Source organism: Nocardiopsis baichengensis YIM 90130 (assembly GCF_000341205.1).
GTDB lineage: Bacteria > Actinomycetota > Actinomycetes > Streptosporangiales > Streptosporangiaceae > Nocardiopsis_A > Nocardiopsis_A halophila.
In genome coordinates this window covers 261,656-279,852 of record NZ_ANAS01000019.1, presented here as the reverse complement: position 1 = coordinate 279,852, position 18,197 = coordinate 261,656, and the positions used below count along the sequence as shown (strand labels likewise).

The following is an 18,197-nucleotide window of genomic DNA, read 5'->3' as shown; positions in this document are numbered from 1 at the left end:
AGAGACGAGGAGGACGAAGGGGACGAGGGAGCGGGGCGGTTCCCCGGCCCATGCCGCCGTTTCCCCCTTCCCCCGTCAGGGGGCCAGGGGCATGTTCACCGGGAGGGAGGTGTCGGTCGCCAGGTCCAGGCGGGACGGGGGCAGCCCGGCGGCCACCACCTCGGCGCCCAGGGCGCCGATCATCGCGCCGTTGTCGGTGCACAGCTTCGGGCGCGGGACGCGCAGCCGTACCCCGGCCTCGGCGCAGCGCTCCTCGGCCAGGGCGCGCAGCCGGGAGTTGGCCGCCACCCCGCCGCTGATGACCAAGTGGTCCACGCCGTTGTCCACACAGGCGTCGACCGCCTTGCGGGTCAGCACGTCGACCACCGACTCCTGGAACCCGGCGGCGATGTCGTCCACCGGGAGCTCTCGCCCCTGTCCCCCGGCGTCCTCCACCCAGCGGGCGACCGCCGTCTTCAGGCCGGAGAAGGAGAAGTCGTAGGTGCCGTCGCCCCACTTGCCGCGCGGGAACCGGATCGCCCCCGGGTCGCCCTCGCGCGCGGCGCGGTCGATCGGCGGGCCGCCCGGGTAGGGCAGCCCCAGCAGGCGGGCCACCTTGTCGTAGGCCTCGCCGGCCGCGTCGTCCACGGTGTCGCCCAGCGAGCGGACCCGCGTGGCCAGGTCCTCCACCAGCAGCAGCGACGTGTGCCCGCCGGACACCAGCAGCGCCACCGCGGGCTTGGGCAGCGGCCCGTGCTCCAGCTGGTCCACGGCCACGTGGCCGACCAGGTGGTTGACCCCGTACAGCGGCACGTCCAGCGCCATCGCGTAGGCCTTGGCCGCCGAGACGCCCACCAGCAGGGCCCCGGCCAGCCCGGGGCCGGCGGTGACCGCCACCGCGTCCACGTCCGAGGCCGCCACCCCGGCCTTGTCCAGCGCGCGGCGCACCGTGGGCACCATGGCCTCCAGGTGGGCGCGGCTGGCCACCTCCGGGACGACGCCGCCGAAGCGGGCGTGCTGCTCCACACTGGAGGCGACGTCCTCGCCCAGCAGCGTGCAGCCGCGGACCAGGCCCACGCCGGTCTCGTCGCACGACGTCTCGATGCCCAGGACCAGGGGGAGGTCGTCTCGGCTCATCGGATCCTCTCCTCGCCCGAGCGCTCGGCCGCCGACGCCGAGCGGCGCATCACGATCGCGTCGGCGTCGCGGTAGTACTTGCGGCGCACCCCGATCTCCCCGAAGCCGAAGCGGCGGTAGAGCTCGCGGGCGCGCGGGTTGTCCGAGCGCACTTCCAGGAACATCTCGGTGACGCCCCGCTCCTGCGCCTCGGCGAGCAGGGTCGTCAGCAGGCGCGTGCCCACGCCGTCCCCCTGGGCGTCGGCGCGCACCGCGATGGTCTGCACGTCGCCCTCGGGCGGCACCGCGCGCAGCCCGGCGTAGCCCACCAGGTCGCCGCCGCGGTCGGCGACGAAGTAGTGCCGGGTGGGCTCGGCCAACTCGCCGCGGAGCATGTCCTCGCTCCAGGCGTCCTTGGGGAACAGGGCGCGCTCCAGCACCATGACCGGCGCGACGTCCTCCCCCTCCATCGGGCGGACCCGGACCTCGCTCACGCCTTCCACTGGCCCACCTTCTTCGGCCCGGACGGCTCGGCCGCGTCGGGGCGGCGCAGGTACAGCGGCCGGGGGTCGTCCAGCTCCTCCCCGGCGAGGAGGCGGCGCAGGGCCAGCTCGCCCAGGGCCGAGGCCGTGGGGTACAGCGGCGCGAACGCCTCGTCGCCGCCCTCGGGGCCCTTCCGGGCGCCGCCTCCCAGCTCGGCCGGGTAGAGGGCGGCGCCGTGCCCGACCACCGGCAGGCCGCCGGTGTCGACGTCGGCGGGGCGGTCCACGGCGATCGCGCCGGTACGGGTGGAGGCGTCGGCGTACCGGGCCCAGAACACCTCCTTGCGGCGGGCGTCGCTGGCCGCGATGAACGGGCCGGTGCGCCCGGAGGCGTAGGCCAGGGCGTCCAGGGTGGGCACCCCGTGGCAGGGGACGCCCAGGGCGTCGGCCAGGGAGAGCGCGGTGGCCAGGCCGACCCGCAGGCCGGTGTAGGGGCCGGGGCCGACGCCGACGGCGATGCCCGCCAGGTCGCCGAGGCGGGTGCCGGCCTCGGCGACCGCCTCCTGGATCGCCGGGGCGAGCAGCTCGCCGTGGCGGCGCGCGTCCACCGAGGAGGTGGCGGCCGCGGTGCGGACGGTGTCGGGGCCCCCGCCGTCGGGGGCCTGGCAGACCGCGGCGGTGACGGCCGGGGTCGCGGTGTCGAAAGCCAGGAGCAGCACGGTCGACCAGCCTACAGCCGCACGCCGTCCCAGCGGGCGCCGATGCCGGTCAGGCGCACGCGGCGGGTGTCGTCGGGGCGGCGCTCGATGGCCACCTCCAAGCGCTCGTCGGACAGGCCCTCGGCCACGTCCTCGCCCCACTCCACGACGGTCACCGCGTCGGGCAGGGTGGCGTCCAGGTCGATGTCGTCGAGCTCGTCGGGCCCGGAGAGCCGGTAGGCGTCCACGTGCACGAGCGACGGGCCGCCGGCCAGCGGCGGGTGGATGCGCGAGATGACGAACGTCGGCGAGGTGATGGGGCCGCGGACCTTCATGCCCTCGGCCAGGCCCTGGGTCAGGGTGGTCTTGCCCGCCCCGAGCGGCCCGGACATGATGACCAGGTCGCCGGCGGCGAGCACGCCGGCCAGGCGCACGCCCAGGTCGCGCATGGCGGCGTCGGTCGGGATCACGTCGGTCTGGTTCACGGATACCAGGGTAGGCGGCCTCAGGGTGCGCCGGGACCGGAATAGGAACGGGCGACCCGGGGGCCGATCCGGGTGACGACCTCGTAGGGGATGGTCCCGAGCACCCGGGCCCAGTCCTGGGCGCTCGGCTCCCCGCGGGCGGGGTCGCCGAAGAGCACCGCCCGGTCGCCGGGGTCGGCGGTGTCGTCGCCCAGGTCCAGCACGAACTGGTCCATGCACACGGTGCCGGCGATGGTGCGGATCCGCCCGCCCGCCAGCACCGGGGCGGTGTTGGTGGCGGCCCGCGGCACCCCGTCGCCGTAGCCGACGGGGACCAGCGCCAGGTTGGCGGGGGCGGCGGTGGTGTAGCGGTGGCCGTAGGAGACGCCGCTGCCCGCGGGGACCCGCTTGACCAGGGCGATGTGGGCGCGCATGGTCATCGCCGGGCGCAGGCCGGGCACCTCCATGCCGGGGATCGGGCAGAGCCCGTAGGAGGCGATGCCGGGGCGGACCAGGTCGTAGTGGGTCTCGGGCAGGGTGAGGGTGGCCGCGGAGTTGGCGAAGTGCCGGACGCGGGGGCGCAGCCCCGCCTTCTCGGCGATCTCCAGGGCCTGGGTGAAGACCGAGGCCTGCGCGGCGATCGAGGGGTGGCCCGGCTCGTCGGCGCAGGCGAAGTGCGAGAAGACGCCGGTGACCTCGATCTCGCCGGAGGCCTCGGCGGCGGCGGCCGCGGCGGTGAGGGCGGGCCAGTCCTCGGAGGTGATGCCGCCCCGGTTGAGGCCGGTGTCGGCCTTGAGGTGCACCCGCGCGCGGCGGCCCTCGGTGCGGGCGGCGCGGACCACGTCGTCGAGGACGTGGCCGGCGGAGACGCCGAGCTCGATGTCGGCGGCGATGGCGGCGCCCAGCGGCGCGCCGGGCGGCAGGATCCACGCCACGGTGGGGGCGGTGATCCCGGCGGCGCGCAGCTCCAGGGCCTCCTCCACGAAGGCGGTGCCCAGCCAGGTGGCCCCTCCGGCCAGGACGGCCCGGGCGGCGGGGACCATGCCGTGCCCGTACCCGTCGGCCTTGACGACGCCCATCACCTGCGCGCCGCGGGCCCGGTCGGCCAGCAGCGCGGTGTTCTCGGCGATCGCACCCAGGTCGACGTGGGCTTCGGCGGAGTTCGGTGGCATGGATTCAGTTTTGCACGCACCGGACGCCGCCCGTGTCAGGTCGGCGCGGGACGGCGCTCACGTCCCGCCACCGGTCAGGGCGGGCGCGGGGCGCCGCCCCGGCGTCAGCGGCCCTCCGGGCGGCGCGGCAGCAGGAGGGAGGCCAGGCCTGCGGCCGCGTACGGCAGCTGCCCCGGGGCCGCCATCCCCGCGATCTCCAGGGCGGCCCTGCCCGGGCTGCGCAGGAGGGTGCGGGCGGCAGGAGGCGACCAGGGCACCGACCATCCGCCGACGGCCAGCGCCAGGAGCGCCGCAGCGCCGGCCAGGGACCAGGCGGCCTCGGCGCCGGACGCGGACGACAGTGTCTCGATCGCGGCCTGCAGTACCGGGAGCGCGTAGGCCGCCCCTTCCGGCCCGGCCCCGGCCGGGGGCGATACGGGCAGGGCGGCGGCCGCCGCGGCCGCGGTCCCCACCACCGCCGTGGCACCGATCGCGGGCGCGCCGGACTCCAGCCTCCGCCGGGCGGCGTCCAGGCGGGCGTGCGAGGGGTAGGGCCGCCACGGGCGGCCCGCCGCCCGGGCCGCGCCCATCGCGTGGGCCCGGCGGTGCCGCAGGAAGCGCCAGCAGTCGAAGAGCGCCGACGGCCCCGTTCGGGCCGCCCGGACCTGCACCGCGACTTCGTGCGCCATCGCCGCCAGGGCGGTGGCCGCCGTCACCGGGAAGCGGATGGCGGCCAGGGCGGAGCGCCGGAACACCGGGGCGATGTCGCCCGGCACCCGTACCCGCGCCCGCACCTGGCGGCCGCGGACGGCGCGGGTGAGCCCGGCCAGTGGCTCGGCTCCGGGCAGCGGCGGCGTGGTGTCGGCGGTGGGCCGGGCCAGCCGGTGGTCGAGGAGGACGCCGGCGACGAGCAGCGCGAGCAGCAGCCACCGCACCAGCGCGCCGTCGCCGGTCAGCGCCGCCAGGAACGACCCGACGGGGTCCACGGCCAGGCCCTCCACCGCCGCGTTGTAGCGGGTGTGCACCACCGCGGCGGTGCCGACCGCCGCCGCCGGCAGCAGCCACAGCCAGGCACCGTAGTGCCGGCGGCCCACCACGGCCAGCCCGAACGCCCCGGTGATCAGCGCGGTGAGCACCCCGTGGCCGGGGAAGACCGGGCCGTCGGGGAGCATCTGGGTCCACCCGGGCAGCAGGGTGAACAGCCGGTGCTCGGCGCCGCCGACGACCGCCCCCTGGGAGGCCAGCGCCGCCAACCCCTGCTCGGCCAAGTGGAAACCGGCCCCGGAGGCCGCGCCGAGCAGCAGGTAGTCGACGGCGGCCAGGCGGCGGAATCGGCGGCGGGCCACCGGCCACAGCGCCAGCAGCGGCAGCAGCTTGCCGAGCTCTTCGGTGTAGACGGCGATGTAGACGCCGGCGCCGGCGCCCATCGCCTCCGGGCCCAGGGCCTGGGCGAGGACCTGCTGCACGAACGCGATCGGCCACAGCATGAGCGCGCCCAGCGGCACGATCCGCACCAGGGTGGCGAAGCCGACCGTGCGCGAGCGGGCCGGAACGGCCAGCTGGACCAGCAGCCAGAGCACGCCGAAGGCGGCGGGGACGGCGGCCGAGACGCCGGGCGAGAACAGGGCGGCGAGGGCGAGCACGACCAGCAGGGCCCAGCAGGCGCCGCCGCGCACGGCGCGCAGCGCGCGGGCGGTCCCGGGGGCGTGCTCGCGCAGGGACCGGGCGCGTTCGGACAGCCGCTCGGCGAGGTCGGGGCCCGGGGACCGGGAGGTGCGGGCGTGTCGGCCTCCGGTCTCCAGGCACCCGTAGCGCTGGGCGGAGCGCATCAGGTCGGGGTCGCGGCGGTCCTGGGCCTCCTCGGCGAAGCCGGCGCGGACACCGGGCACGTCGGCGCCGACGACGGCGCGGACGAAGGCGTCGGGGCCGGCGGCGACGGTCAGCTCATCGGCGGTGACCAGGACCGCGGCGGACAGGTCCTCGACGGCCAGGAGCAGGTCGGTGGGGTCGTCGCCCCAGCCGCGGATGACCTCTACCACGGCGGCGGAGGTGGCGGGGGCGTCGGTGACCGGTTCGTAGGCGTACTCGGCGCGGGTGCGGCAGACCAGGAGCCGCTCCACGCCCATGGCGGCGGCGCCGCGCACCACCGCGTCGATCAGGGCGGTGTCGCGGGGGGCGAGGAAGGGGGCGACGACCTTGCGCTCGTCGTCGGTCCAGGCGGTGGCGAACTCGGTGGAGTTGGCGCACACGCGCAGGACCAGGTCGCGGGTGAGCATGGGCTGGACGTCCATCGTCTCCCTCGTGCCGGCTCGGGGGGTGCGAATCGGGGGTCGCCTCCGCGTCGGGGGCGCCTACGCTATCGCGGCCCCTGCGGCCGCCGGAAGGCGCGGGTCGGGGGTACGGTCACGGGCATGAACGGCGAGAGCAGGGGCGGCCCGGTGGCGGGCGGCCCACACAGGCCGGGCGGATCCGGCGGGCCCGGCGGGCCCCGGGTGCGGGAGGGCGTGGTGTTCCCCGACACCGGCGACGGCCACCGGTGGGTGGTGGGCGCGGTCGTGGTGGACGGGCGCGGGCGGGCGTTCGCCCAGCGGAGGTCCCCGGACCGGAAGGCCTTCCCGAACTGCTGGGACGTGGTGGGCGGGCACGTCGAGGCGGGCGAGTCCGCGGTCCGGGCGCTGGCCCGCGAGGTCGCCGAGGAGACGGGGTGGCGGCTGCGCTCGGTGGAGGCCGAACTGTTCCGGCTCGTGTGGACCCCGGACGACGGGGTGGACCGGCACGAGGTCGACTACCTGGTCCGCGTCGACGGCGACCTCTCGTCGCCCCGCTTGGAGGAGGGCAAGCACACCGAGTTCATGTGGGTGGACGAGGAGCACCTTCACCTCCTGCACGACGAGCGCGACCCGGGCGACTACTTCATCGCCGACATCGTCCAGAAGGGGCTGGAGGCCGCCCGCCACCTGGGCTTGAACGATTCCGACTGACACGCCTGTCCCGGATTCCCCGCCGATGACGAAGGGGTGGCCGATTCCAGCCGTAGCGCTGTCGGGTGCCGGGCGTGCGGATGGCCGGTGTGGGGTGGCGGCGACGGCACGGGCGGGGCGGCTCCCCGGCCCCGCTTGCCGAGCGCCCGGCCCCTCGCGGTCCAGGTGAGCAGCGGCAACGACGACAGGAGGCCGGTCCCAACCGCAGCACTGTCGGGCGCCGGGCGTGCGGATGGCCAAGGGAGCAGCGGCGACGGCGCAGCTGGTCCCCCGCTCACGCCTACTTGCCGGGCGGCGGGCCGCCGGGGCGAAAGGGGGAAGACAGCGGCGAGGCGGGGCGGGGCGGTTCCCCGGCGCCGCCGGTCGGCCGCCGGGCCACAGCGGTACCGGCGATGAACAGCGGCGACGACGGAACGGCCGGTGCCCCGCTCGGGGCTGCTTGCCGGGCGGCGGGGTCGTGTCTGCTGGTGTGGTGGAACTCTGCGGTCCCCGGCCGCCCTCATCGACACCCCCGTTGATCTCGGGAGAGTCGGGGTAATACTCGCTGGTATTACCCCGACTCTCCCGAGATCAACGACAAGGAAGGGGGCGCGCACCCGGGGCGGGGCCGCCGATCGCGCCGCAGCGGCCGCACCTCTCAGAAGGACGCGGCCGCCCCTCGTCCTGGCACCCCGGCGAACCGGCACCCGGCAAGCAGCCCTGAGCGGGGCACCGGCCGTTCCGTCGCTGCCATCTCCCCGCACTCCGGCGGACCGCCGCCCGGCCGGGGCCCATGAGCGGGGTTCCAGCTTCGCCGTTGCCGCCTCTTCCCTGCACCGAAGGGCCCCGCCGCCCGGCAGGCAGGCCGGAGCGGGGTACCGGCCGTCCCGTCGTCGCCGCTGGTCATCGCCGGGAACGCGAGAGGCCCGGCGGCCGACCGACAACACCGGGGAACCGCCCCGCCTCCTCGTCGCCGCCCTCCCCTGGCACCCCGGCGGCTCGCCGCCCGGCAGGCAGCCCCGAGCGGGGTACCAGCCGTCCCGTCGCCGCCGTCCCACACCGGCCATCCGCGCACCCGCCGCCCGACCGCGCTACGGCCAGGACGCCGATGCCGTTGGTCGTTATTCCGGGGCATGAGGGGACGAGTCGGCGGGCGGTCGGGCTCCGGCGGGCCCCGGCGGGCTCCAGCCGGCCCCGGCGGACCCCGGCAGGCCCCGGGCGTGTTCTGCGGGTGCCCTGCCTTCCTGGGGAGGGCCTTCGGCCGCGGCTCCGCTGGTCTTCGCCGGTTCCGCCGTTACTCCCCTGCTTCCTCTCCCTCCCCTTCCTTCCTCGCCTCCAGGACGGCCCTCGGGATCCCCTCCCACAGGTCCGTGGCCGAGATCGGGGCGCCGTCTCTCGCCAGGGCCGCTGCGCGGCCGTGGAGGCGGGCCGCGCAGAGCGCCGCCTCGTGCGGGTCCAGGCCCGTGGCCAGCAGTGCGCCCGCGATGCCGGACAGCACGTCCCCGCTGCCCGCCGTCGCCAGCAGCGGGGTGCCCGCCGTGTCCGCCGCCACCGGGCGGCCCGGGGTGGCCACCAGCGTCGTCGCCCCCTTCAGCAGCACCGTGCAGCCGAACCGGTCCGCCGCGCGCTCGACGTGCTCCAGGCGGCGCTCCTCCACCTCTTCACGGTCCGTGCCGAGCATCCGGGCCAGCTCCCCCGCGTGCGGGGTGAGCAGGGTCGGGGCCCGGCGCTCCGCCGGGTCGACCGCGCCGCGGGCGATCAGCGTGGTCGCGTCGGCGTCCGCCAGCACCGGGGCGCCGCCGCCGAGCACGCCCGCCAGCTCCTCGGCCGCCGCCTCGTCGGTGCCCCGGCCCGGACCGATCACCCACGCCGCCACCCGGGCCCCCGGGTCGGCCGGGCCGACCACCGCCTCCGGCCAGCGGTCCAGCACCCGCGCCGCCACCGCCTCCTCCCCCAGGCAGCGCACCATCCCCGCGCCGGTGCGCAGCGCGCCCCCGGTGCACAGCACCGCCGCCCCCGGGTAGGCGGGCGACCCCGCGGCCACCCCGAGCACCCCCCGGCGGTACTTGTCGTCGGTGCGCGCGGGCCGGGGGAGCAGCGCGGCCACGTCCGCGCCTCCGGCCGCCTCCAGCCGCGGCGCCGGCAGGTCGGGCCCCAGGCCGATGTCGGCCTGGACCACCCGGCCCGCGTACTCCGCCCCCGGGTCGATGAACAGGCCCGGCTTTCCGGTACCGAAGCAGACCGTGACGTCGGCCCGCACCGTGGGCCCCTCCACCCGGCCGGTGTCGGCGTCCACCCCGCTGGGCAGGTCGACGGCGACCACCGTCCCCGGCGCCGCGAGCGCGGCCAGGCGGGCGTGCGGCGGGCGCAGCCCGCCGCGGCCGCCGATGCCGACCAGCCCGTCGACCACCAGGTCGGCGGCGGCCGCCTCGGCCGCCGCCCGGTCCTGCTCCCGCTCCCCCTCCAGCGCGCGGCCGCCGGCCGCGCGCAGCGCCGCCAGGCCCGCCTCGTGCACCCGGCCGCCGGCGAGCAGCGCGCACACGCGGGCGCCCCGGCGGGCCAGCTCCGCCCCGGCGTACAGCGCGTCCCCGCCGTTGTCGCCGCCGCCGACCAGCAGCACCACCCGGGCGCCGTACACCCGCCCGAGCGTGCGCGCGCACACCCCCGCCAGCGCCCTCGCCGCCCGGGCCATCAGCGCCCCCTCGGGCAGCCGCGCCATCAGCGCCGCCTCCGCCGCCCGGACGTCCTGGACCGTGTGCGCCCGCCGCATGCGCTCCTCCGTTCTCCGCCGGTCGCCGCCGTCCGCCGACCGGCCGTGTGCCCGATCCCCCACGAGCATGCCCGGGCAAGGGCGTGTCACGGGGGCCCGGACACGGCTGATTTACTTGCCTGAAGGCCCGCGAAACCGAGTACCACGGGACGGCACAGGACACACCCGTATGACCTCGACCGATGAACGCACCGCGACCGGTGACGCGCTCGCCGAGCGCGTCACCCACCTGCAGAACGCCATGCACAAGCTCGGCGCGGACGTCATCCGCCTGCAGACGCAGCTCTCCGACGTGGCCGCGGCCCGCCCCGAGGAGGAGCCCGAGCCGGAGGCGTCGCCTGCGCCGTTCATCTTCAACATGTCCCGGGAGGCCTACAAGGCCGAGCTGGCCGCCCTGGTGCGCTGGGTGGACGGGTTCCTGGTCCCGGTCTACGTCGGCGACGACTCCGGGTGGTGCCCCGCCTGGTGGGAGCACCACGAGGCGGTGGGCCGACTGCACGCGCTGCGCCTGGCCTACACCGAGCTGGCCGACACCGCCGCTTCGGGGGCCTCGGGACCGGCCCGCTGGCACGGCGAGCACCTGGACCCGCTGCTGGCCAGGCTGCTCGCCGCCGACGGCCCGTTCTCCCGCTGCCGGGGCGGGGCCGGGCACGTGGAGCGCCGGCCCGCGCCCCGGGAGGCGGCCCTACAGGCGGATCAGGTGCGGGACGAACGATGAGGTGTCGTCGGTGATGAGGTTCTCGGTCTCGCGGATCCCCAGGCCCGCCGCCCCGTCGCCGACCACCCACGCCCCCAGTACCGGGTGCTGCCCCTCGAACACGGGCAGCGGGGCGAACTCCTGGAACACGTACCCCTCGGCCCCGTACGCGCCGGGCCGCCGCTCCAGCTCCCCTCCCGGGACGGTGATGGACATGCCCGCGCCCTCCCGCCCCAGCAGCGGCTTGGCGATGTAGGCGTCCATGCCGCCGGGGTCGCCCAGGCGGGCCGGCAGCAGGTTGGGGTGGCCCGGGTACATCTCCCACAGCACCGCCAGCAGCGCCTTGTTGGACAGCACCATCTTCCAGAGCGGCTCCACCCAGGCGGTGCGCTCCAGGTTCTGCAGCACCAGCGCCCCGAACCGGTCGTGGACCAGCCACTCCCACGGGTACAGCTTGAACGCCGCCCCGACCGGCCGCTCCTCCAGGTCGACGAAGGCCTGCCGGCGCTGGTCCCAGCCCACGTCCTCCAGGGCGATGTCGCAGGTGGCCACCCCGGCGGCGCGCGCGGTCTCCTCCAGGTAGGCGGTGGTGAGCGCCTCCTCCCCGGTCTCGTCCTGGTTGGTCCAGGCGAAGTGCACCCGCTCGCCCGCCAGCCGCGGGGCGATCTCGGCCCAGCGGTCCACCAGCCGCTCGTGCACCGAGTTCCACTGGTCCTGGCCGGGGTGGACGTCCTGCAGCCAGTGCCACTGCACGACCGCCGCCTCCACCAGGGCGGTGGGGGTGTCGGCGTTGTACTCCAGCAGGCGCGCCGGGCCGGTGCCGTCGTAGACGAGGTCGAAGCGCCCGTACAGGTAGGGGTCGCCGCGCTTGAAGGAGTCCCGGACGAACGGCGCCGCCCAGTCGGGGATGCCGAAGTCGGCGTAGCGCTCCTCGGCGACGACGAACTCCACCGCCTCCAGGCACATGCGGTGCAGTTCCCCGACGGTCTCCTCCAGGGCGAGGACCTCGTCCATGGCGAACTCGTAGTGCACCGACTCGTCCCAGTAGGGCCGTGTCAGGTGCTCGGGGTGCACGGCGACGTGGAACCCCAGGCCCTGCTCCTCGACGATGTCCGGCCAGCCGGGCCGCACCGGGTTCGAGCTGCTCCTGTTCACCGCGCCCCCTCAGCCGCCGACCCGTCCGCCGCCGCCACCGCGGCCGCCCATGCCGCCGCGCTGGATGACCTTGCCGCTCTCGGTCACCACTTTGGCGTCCGAGGGGCGGGCCCGGGTGCCGCCGCTGACCGACCCCCCGCTCGCGTTGCCGCCGTAGTAGTAGAAGTAGCCGCCGGTGCGCCCGGTGCCGGAGTCGTCGTCGCACCGGTCCTCGTCGACGACCCGGTACGAGCCGTCGGAGCGGCGGTCGTCGTCCACGCACCGCGCGGTCACCGTGTCCGGGCTGCCGCACCCGGCCACGGCCAGCGACAGCGCGCTCAGCGCGCCGACGACCACCGTGGCCGAGCTCTTGCGCCCGGTGGTCCGGAAGCTCCCTCGGTCCTGCCCGTCCTGGGGGATCATGATCCGTGGGCCCCTTTCCGCTCGCGTCCCACCCCGGTGGGACGCCGCCCGCCCCGGTCCCGTTCCGCCGCGGCCGGGTCCGGATCCGGCCGAAGGGCCCGGGCCGGTCAGGTCTTGCGCAGCCGCACCCGCCGCACCAGGTGGTCCTCCCCCTTGTGCAGCACGAGGGTGGCCCGCGCCCGGGTCGGCTGGATGTTCTCCACCAGGTTGACCTCGTTGATGCTGCGCCAGGTGTTCATCGCGAACTCCTTGGCGCGCTCCTCGTCGACCGTGGTCGCCATGGAGTGGAAGTAGGAGCGCGGGTCGGAGAAGGCGGTGCGCCGCAGCTCCAGGAACCGGTCCAGGTACCAGTTGCGGATGTGCTCGGGCCGGGCGTCGACGTAGATGGAGAAGTCGAAGAAGTCCGAGACCGCCAGGTGCCCGGCCAGCGGCGGCTGGAGGACGTTGATGCCCTCGACCACCAGGATGTCGGGCCGGTGCACGGTCTGCACCGCGCCGGGGACGATGTCGTAGGCGAGGTGGGAGTAGACCGGGATGTCCTTGGCGGGCGCCCCGGCCTTCATCTCCTGGACGAACCGCACCAGGGCCCGCCGGTCGTAGCTCTCCGGGAACCCCTTCCGGTTCATGATCCCGCGCTCCTGCAGGACCCGGTTGGGGTAGAGGAAGTTGTCGGTGCTGACCAGCTCCACGTCGGGGTGGTCGGGCCACTGGGCGAGCAGGGTGCGCAGCAGCCGGGCGGCGGTGGACTTGCCGACGGCCACGCTGCCGGCGACGCCGATCACGAACGGGACGGGCCGGTCGTCCTCGCCGAGGAAGGCCCGGACCGCGCCGTGGCGCTGCCGGGTGGCCTTGACGTAGAGGTTGAGGAGCCGGGACAGGGGCAGGTAGATGTCCCTGACCTCGTCCAGCGACGTCGGATCGGAGGTCCCGCGCAGCACTTCGAGGTCGGCTTCGGTCAGGGCCAGCGGGGTGGCGTCGCGCAGCGCGGCCCACCCGGCGCGGTCCAGCTCCACGTACGGCGTCGAGAAGCCGTTCTTCGTCGCTTGTGACACGTCTGCCCACTCTAGATGAGCCCCCGAGGGGGCCGACCGGCCGGGGGCGGGGCGCCGGGGCGCACCGCGCCGGATCCGGCCGTGTCTTTTTTGAGTGCTTCGCCACGGGCGCCGCGGTCGGCACTCGCCGCCCGCCGGGGTGCCCCCACCTGCGCCTCCTCCCCGCGAGGTGCCAACTGGTCTATACCGCTACCTGCGAAAACGGCCAGTGGTCCAGCCTTGGAAGGGGCGCGTCGGGGCCCGTGCTGAACTACTCTTGCGGCCATGTGCGGAATCGTTGGCTACGTCGGGCCGCAACCGGCGCTGGAGGTCGTGGTGGACGGCCTCGCAAGGTTGGAGTACCGCGGATACGACTCCGCGGGCGTCGCCGTGCTCGACGGCGGCACCCTGCAGACCGAGAAGCGGGCCGGAAAGCTCGCCAACCTGCGCCGGGCGCTGGAGGCGTCGCCCCCGGCGGCGGACGGCATCGGGATCGGGCACACCCGGTGGGCCACCCACGGGGCGCCCAACGACGTCAACGCCCACCCGCACGTGGACGGCGAGCGCCGGGTCGCGGTGATCCACAACGGGATCATCGAGAACTTCGCCGCACTGCGCGTGGAGCTGGAGGAGCGCGGCTGCAAGTTCACCTCCGAGACCGACACCGAGGTCGCCGCGCACCTGCTGAGCACCGAGCTCAAGGACCGCGGCGACGGCGACCTGGCCGCGGCGATGCGCGCGGTGTGCCGCCGCCTGGAGGGCGCCTTCACCCTGGTGGCGATGTACGCCGGCGACCCCGACCTGATCGTGGCCGCCCGCCGCAACTCCCCCCTGGTCGTGGGGCGCGGCGACGGCGAGAACTTCCTGGCCAGCGACGTGGCCGCGTTCATCGCGCACACCCGCGACGCGGTCGAGCTGGGCCAGGACCAGGTGGTGGAGCTGCGCGCCGGCGACGTCCGCGTCACCGACTACGACGGCGCCCCCGCCCCGGTGCGCGAGTACCACGTGGACTGGGACGCCTCGGCCGCCGAGAAGGGCGGCTACGAGTACTTCATGCTCAAGGAGATCGTCGAGCAGCCCCGGGCGCTCGCCGACACCCTGCTGGGCCGGGTGGCCGCCGACGGCACCCTGACCCTGGACGAGATGCGGCTGGACGGCGCCGAGCTGCGCGAGATCCACAAGATCGTGATCATCGCCTGCGGCACCTCCTACCACGCCGGGATGATCGCCAAGTACGCCATCGAGCACTGGTGCCGCATCCCCTGCGAGGTGGAGGTCGCCAGCGAGTTCCGCTACCGGGACCCGATCCTGGACCGCCAGACCCTGGTGATCGCCATCTCCCAGTCCGGCGAGAGCATGGACACCCTGATGGCGGTGCGCTACGCCCGCGAGCAGCGCGCCCGGGTGCTGGCCATCTGCAACGTCAACGGCTCGACCATCCCCCGCGAGTCCGACGCGGTGCTCTACACCCACGCCGGCCCGGAGGTGGGGGTGGCGGCCACCAAGACCTTCCTCACCCAGCTGGCCGCCTGCTACCTGGTGGGCCTGTACCTGGCCCAGGTGCGCGGCCACAAGTACGGCGACGAGATCAACGCCGTCATCGGCCAGCTCGCGCACATGCCCGAGCAGGTGGAGAAGGTGCTGGGCACGGTGGACCCGGTGCGCGCGCTCGCGCGCTCGCTGGCCGGCGCCGACACGGTGCTGTTCCTGGGCCGCCACGTGGGCTTCCCGGTGGCCATGGAGGGCGCCCTCAAGCTCAAGGAGCTCGCCTACATGCACGCCGAGGCCTTCGCCGCCGGCGAGCTCAAGCACGGCCCGATCGCGCTGATCGAGGACGGGCTCCCGGTGGTCGTGGTGGTGCCCTCGCGGGAGGGCCGGGGCGTGCTGCACGACAAGATCGTCAGCAACATCCAGGAGATCCGCGCGCGCGGCGCCCGCACCGTGGTGATCGCCGAGGAGGGCGACGAGGCGGTGCGCCCCTTCGCCGACGAGCTGGTGGAGATCCCGGCGGTGCCCACGCTGCTGCAGCCGATCGTGTCCACGGTGCCGCTGCAGGTCTTCGCCTGCGAGCTGGCGCTGGCCAAGGGCAACGACGTGGACCAGCCGCGCAACCTGGCCAAGAGCGTCACCGTGGAGTAGCCGCGGCGCGCGGGACGGGTGCGGCCGGATCGTGCCATGGGCCCCCTGGGGCCGGTTCGTCCGGTGTTCCGACGGGTAATCGGGTATGCGTGCGCGGTGACCGCCGCGCACGCATCCCCCGCTCCCCGAGACGAACAGGAGCGTCCATGCGCGTGCGAAGAGGCACCGCCGTCGCGGCCGCCCTGGTGACCGCCCTGGTCCCGGCGACCGCGGCCGCCGCCGAGCCCGGCGCCGGCATCGGCGACCCCTACTTCCCCTCCTACGGCAACACCGGCTACGACGTCGGCCACTACGACCTGCGCCTGGACTACCGGCCGGACACCGACCGGCTCACGGGCACGGCGACGCTGGTCGCCCGCACCACCGAGGAGCTGGACTCCTTCACCCTGGACTTCCTGCTGGACGTGGACTCGGTGCGGGTGAACGGCCGCCCCGCCGAGCACTCCTCGGAGGGCCACAAGCTGACCGTGGAACCCTCCCGCACCGTGGCCGAGGACCGGCAGATGACGGTGGTCGTCAAGTACAGCGACCACCCCTCCACCGTCGGCTGGGGCGACGTGCCCAGCGCCTGGCACCGCACCGACGACGGCGCGATCGCGCTGGGCGAGCCGGAGGCGTCCTGGTGGTGGTTCCCCGCCAACGACCACCCCCGCGACAAGGCCACCTTCGACGTGCGGATCCAGGTCCCCGAGGGGTACAAGGCGATCAGCAACGGCGAGCTCACCGGGCGCCAGACCCGCCACGGCAAGGACATCTTCCTCTGGCGCCAGGACCGGCCGTCCACCACCTACCTCGCCACCCTGGCGGTCGGCGACTACGAGGTGCACGAGGACACGACCGCCTCGGGCCTGCCCGTGTACAACGCCTACTCCCCCGGGCTGGACGAGCTGGCCGGGCCGGCGCGGGCCAGCATCGAGCGCGGCGCGGAGATCCTGGAATTCCAGGAGGAGAGCTTCGGCCCCTACCCCTACAACGCCCTGGGCGGCGTGGTGGCCGGACCCGACGCCGACCTCGGCTTCGCGCTGGAGACCCAGACCCGGCCCGTCTACAGCCACGCCTTCTTCGGGCGCGGCTCCAACACCTACGTGGTGGCGCACGAGCTGGCCCACCAGTGGTGGGGCGACCACGTCTCGGTCGACACCTGGCAGGACATCTGGCTGAACGAGGGCTTCGCCAGCTACGCCGAGTGGATGTGGTCGGAGTACGAGGGCGAGGGGACCGCCCAGGAGCTGGCCGAGTTCACCTACGACGCCTACCCGGCCGACAGCGCTTTCTGGACGGTTCCGCCGGGGGACCCCGGGGCGGACGACGTCTTCCACGCCTCGGTCTACGACCGCGGCGCCCTGGCGGTGCACGCGCTGCGGGTGGCGGTCGGCGAGGAGGACTTCGCCGAGATCCTGCGCACCTGGCAGGAGGAGCACGCCCACGGCAACGCCACGGTCGCGGAGTTCATCGACCTGTCGGAGAAGATCTCCGGCAAGGACCTGCAGACCGTGTTCGACACCTGGCTGTACACCCCCGAGCGGCCCGACGCCGCGCCCGGCGCCGCCGAGCAGGGGCCGAGCACCATGTCCGCGCCGGCCGAGCCGGAGTCCTGGGACACCATCCAGCGCAACCGCGAGCTGTTCCACGAGGGCGGGCACTGAGCCGCAGGCCGGCGCACGGGAACGAGCGCACAGGAAAGGGGCGCCCCCGTCCGGGGCGCCCCTGCCCGTCTCTACGGGAGGCCCGGCGCTCAGCCGAGCCGCTCGCGCACCGTGGCGGCCAGCGCATCGGCCACCTCGGCCGCCCGCTCCTGGGTCGGCGCCTCCACCATCACGCGCACCATCGGCTCGGTACCGCTGGGGCGCAGCAGCACACGGCCCGACTCGCCCAGGTCGGACTCGGCGCGGGCGACCGCGGCGGCCACCCCCTCGTCGGTGGCGGCCCGGGCCTTGTCCACCCCGCGCACGTTCACCAGCACCTGCGGCAGCCGCACCATCGACTTGGCCAGCTCGTCCAGGGCCAGACCGCGGCGGGCGACCGCGCTGAGGAGCTGCATGCCGGTCAGCAGGCCGTCGCCGGTGGTGGCGTGGTCCAGCAGCACGACGTGCCCGGACTGCTCCCCGCCCAGCGAGAAGGAGCCCTGGCGCATGGCCTCCAGCACATAGCGGTCCCCGACCGGAGTCTCCACCAGCGCGATCCCGGCCTGGGCCATCGCCTGCTTGAGCCCCAGGTTGCTCATCACCGTGACCACCAGCGTGGACGCGGCGAGCCGCCCGGCCTCCTGCATCTCCAGGGCCAGGATCGCCATGATCTGGTCGCCGTCGACGACCGAGCCGTCCCCGGCCACCGCCAGGCAGCGGTCGGCGTCCCCGTCGTGGGCGACGCCGGCGTCGGCCCCGTGCTCGACCACGGCCGCGCGCAGCGCGTCCAGGTGGGTGGAGCCGCACCCGGCGTTGATGTTCAGCCCGTCCGGGCGGTCGCCGATCGCGACCACCTCGGCCCCGGCCCGGCGCAGCGCCTCCGGCGCCACCCGCGCGGCCGCGCCGTTGGCGCAGTCCACCACGACCTTCAGCCCGTCCAGGCGGTGCGGGGTCGCCGCGAGCACGTGCGCGATGTAGCGCTCGGCGCCGTCGCCGGCGTCGCGCACCCGGCCCACGTCCTCGCCGGCCGCCCCTTCGGCGGGTTCGGCCAGCGCCTCCTCGATCTCGTCCTCCACCGCGTCGGGCAGCTTCTGCCCGCCCCGGCCGAAGATCTTGATCCCGTTGTCCGGTGCCGAGTTGTGGCTGGCCGAGAGCATCACCCCGAAGTCGGCGTCCAGCTCGGCCGTCAGGTGGGCCACCGCCGGCGTGGGCAGCACCCCCAGGCGGACCACGTCCACGCCGGCCCCGGCCAGCCCGGCCACCACGGCCGCCTCCAGGAACTCACCGGAGGCGCGCGGGTCCCGGCCCACCACCGCGGTGGGGCGGGCCGTGCCGGCCCCGCGCCCCAGGACGCGCGCGGCGGCGGCGGACAGATCCAGCGCGAGGCCGGCGGTGAGATCGCGCCCGGCGACCCCCCGCACCCCGTCGGTACCGAACAAGCGAGCCACAGCGAATAGCCCCTTCAATCGAAGCGGAAAAGGGTCAGGGAGAGGGGATGCCGCCCACAGGAGCCGAGAAACAGCTATGG

General features: G+C 75.5%; 15 protein-coding genes. 4 read left to right on the top strand and 11 right to left on the bottom strand.

Annotated features, from left to right (window positions below; translation table 11 throughout):
- Positions 1 to 75: 75 nt before the first annotated feature.
- The 6 genes from tsaD to C892_RS0116585 form a co-directional block, all read right to left on the bottom strand.
- Positions 76 to 1,116, bottom strand: coding sequence for a tRNA (adenosine(37)-N6)-threonylcarbamoyltransferase complex transferase subunit TsaD (gene tsaD, locus C892_RS0116610; protein WP_017537973.1), 1,041 nt, complete (start codon positions 1,114 to 1,116; stop codon positions 76 to 78).
- Positions 1,113 to 1,598, bottom strand: a complete 486-nt coding sequence (rimI, locus tag C892_RS0116605) for a ribosomal protein S18-alanine N-acetyltransferase (protein ID WP_017558092.1) — start codon at positions 1,596 to 1,598, stop codon at positions 1,113 to 1,115. Before rimI ends, tsaD begins: the two co-directional genes overlap by 4 nt.
- Positions 1,586 to 2,296 carry a tRNA (adenosine(37)-N6)-threonylcarbamoyltransferase complex dimerization subunit type 1 TsaB gene (tsaB, locus tag C892_RS0116600; protein ID WP_017558091.1) on the bottom strand — a complete coding sequence of 237 codons (711 nt, stop codon included), beginning with the start codon at positions 2,294 to 2,296 and terminating at the stop codon, positions 1,586 to 1,588. Before tsaB ends, rimI begins: the two co-directional genes overlap by 13 nt.
- A gap of 11 nt (positions 2,297 to 2,307) precedes the next feature.
- Complete coding sequence (gene tsaE / locus C892_RS0116595; RefSeq protein ID WP_017537976.1) at positions 2,308 to 2,760, bottom strand: tRNA (adenosine(37)-N6)-threonylcarbamoyltransferase complex ATPase subunit type 1 TsaE; 453 nt, start codon at positions 2,758 to 2,760, stop codon at positions 2,308 to 2,310.
- A 20-nt stretch (positions 2,761 to 2,780) separates the two neighbouring features.
- A complete protein-coding gene (alr, locus tag C892_RS0116590; protein WP_017558090.1) occupies positions 2,781 to 3,911 on the bottom strand; it encodes an alanine racemase in 1,131 nt (376 codons plus the stop codon).
- 104 nt (positions 3,912 to 4,015) lie between these two features.
- Positions 4,016 to 6,181, bottom strand: a complete 2,166-nt coding sequence (locus C892_RS0116585; protein ID WP_017558089.1) for a PrsW family glutamic-type intramembrane protease — start codon at positions 6,179 to 6,181, stop codon at positions 4,016 to 4,018.
- 201 nt (positions 6,182 to 6,382) lie between these two features.
- Between C892_RS0116585 and C892_RS0116580 the strand changes: the two genes are divergently transcribed.
- Positions 6,383 to 6,871 (top strand): NUDIX domain-containing protein, encoded by a 489-nt coding sequence (locus tag C892_RS0116580; protein ID WP_017537979.1) that lies wholly within the window; start codon positions 6,383 to 6,385, stop codon positions 6,869 to 6,871.
- Between the two features lie 1,273 nt (positions 6,872 to 8,144).
- Here C892_RS0116580 and C892_RS0116575 read toward each other — a convergent pair.
- Positions 8,145 to 9,620 carry a bifunctional ADP-dependent NAD(P)H-hydrate dehydratase/NAD(P)H-hydrate epimerase gene (locus C892_RS0116575; protein ID WP_017558088.1) on the bottom strand — a complete coding sequence of 492 codons (1,476 nt, stop codon included), beginning with the start codon at positions 9,618 to 9,620 and terminating at the stop codon, positions 8,145 to 8,147.
- A 169-nt stretch (positions 9,621 to 9,789) separates the two neighbouring features.
- Between C892_RS0116575 and C892_RS0116570 the strand changes: the two genes are divergently transcribed.
- A complete protein-coding gene (locus C892_RS0116570; protein WP_017537981.1) occupies positions 9,790 to 10,338 on the top strand; it encodes a DUF4913 domain-containing protein in 549 nt (182 codons plus the stop codon).
- Here C892_RS0116570 and C892_RS0116565 read toward each other — a convergent pair.
- The 3 genes from C892_RS0116565 to coaA form a co-directional block, all read right to left on the bottom strand.
- Complete coding sequence (locus tag C892_RS0116565) at positions 10,306 to 11,472, bottom strand: glutathionylspermidine synthase family protein (RefSeq protein WP_026124412.1); 1,167 nt, start codon at positions 11,470 to 11,472, stop codon at positions 10,306 to 10,308. The two genes, C892_RS0116570 and C892_RS0116565, sit on opposite strands and share 33 nt — an antisense overlap.
- A gap of 9 nt (positions 11,473 to 11,481) precedes the next feature.
- Entirely contained in the window at positions 11,482 to 11,874 is a 393-nt protein-coding gene (locus tag C892_RS0116560) for a hypothetical protein (protein ID WP_017558087.1), read from the bottom strand.
- Positions 11,875 to 11,981: 107 nt separating this feature from the next.
- Positions 11,982 to 12,887, bottom strand: a complete 906-nt coding sequence (gene coaA, locus C892_RS0116555; protein ID WP_017537984.1) for a type I pantothenate kinase — start codon at positions 12,885 to 12,887, stop codon at positions 11,982 to 11,984.
- Positions 12,888 to 13,190: 303 nt separating this feature from the next.
- Between coaA and glmS the strand changes: the two genes are divergently transcribed.
- Positions 13,191 to 15,044 carry a glutamine--fructose-6-phosphate transaminase (isomerizing) gene (gene glmS / locus C892_RS0116550; protein ID WP_083932564.1) on the top strand — a complete coding sequence of 618 codons (1,854 nt, stop codon included), beginning with the start codon at positions 13,191 to 13,193 and terminating at the stop codon, positions 15,042 to 15,044.
- A 146-nt stretch (positions 15,045 to 15,190) separates the two neighbouring features.
- Positions 15,191 to 16,690, top strand: coding sequence for a M1 family metallopeptidase (locus C892_RS0116545; RefSeq protein WP_017558086.1), 1,500 nt, complete (start codon positions 15,191 to 15,193; stop codon positions 16,688 to 16,690).
- A gap of 89 nt (positions 16,691 to 16,779) precedes the next feature.
- Here C892_RS0116545 and glmM read toward each other — a convergent pair whose 3' ends face one another.
- Positions 16,780 to 18,117: a phosphoglucosamine mutase gene (glmM, locus tag C892_RS0116540; RefSeq protein ID WP_026124411.1), complete on the bottom strand. Its 1,338-nt coding sequence runs from the start codon at positions 18,115 to 18,117 to the stop codon at positions 16,780 to 16,782.
- Positions 18,118 to 18,197: the final 80 nt, after the last annotated feature.

What these genes read in the sequence shown, in the direction of transcription:
- tsaD (WP_017537973.1), bottom strand. Translation starts at nt 1,116, where the DNA reads ATGAGCCGAGACGACCTCCCCCTGGTCCTGGGCATCGAGACGTCGTGC.
- alr (WP_017558090.1), bottom strand. Translation starts at nt 3,911, where the DNA reads ATGCCACCGAACTCCGCCGAAGCCCACGTCGACCTGGGTGCGATCGCC.
- C892_RS0116585 (WP_017558089.1), bottom strand. Translation starts at nt 6,181, where the DNA reads ATGGACGTCCAGCCCATGCTCACCCGCGACCTGGTCCTGCGCGTGTGC.
- C892_RS0116575 (WP_017558088.1), bottom strand. Translation starts at nt 9,620, where the DNA reads ATGCGGCGGGCGCACACGGTCCAGGACGTCCGGGCGGCGGAGGCGGCG.
- C892_RS0116570 (WP_017537981.1), top strand. Translation starts at nt 9,790, where the DNA reads ATGACCTCGACCGATGAACGCACCGCGACCGGTGACGCGCTCGCCGAG.
- C892_RS0116560 (WP_017558087.1), bottom strand. Translation starts at nt 11,874, where the DNA reads ATGATCCCCCAGGACGGGCAGGACCGAGGGAGCTTCCGGACCACCGGG.
- glmS (WP_083932564.1), top strand. Translation starts at nt 13,191, where the DNA reads ATGTGCGGAATCGTTGGCTACGTCGGGCCGCAACCGGCGCTGGAGGTC.
- C892_RS0116545 (WP_017558086.1), top strand. Translation starts at nt 15,191, where the DNA reads ATGCGCGTGCGAAGAGGCACCGCCGTCGCGGCCGCCCTGGTGACCGCC.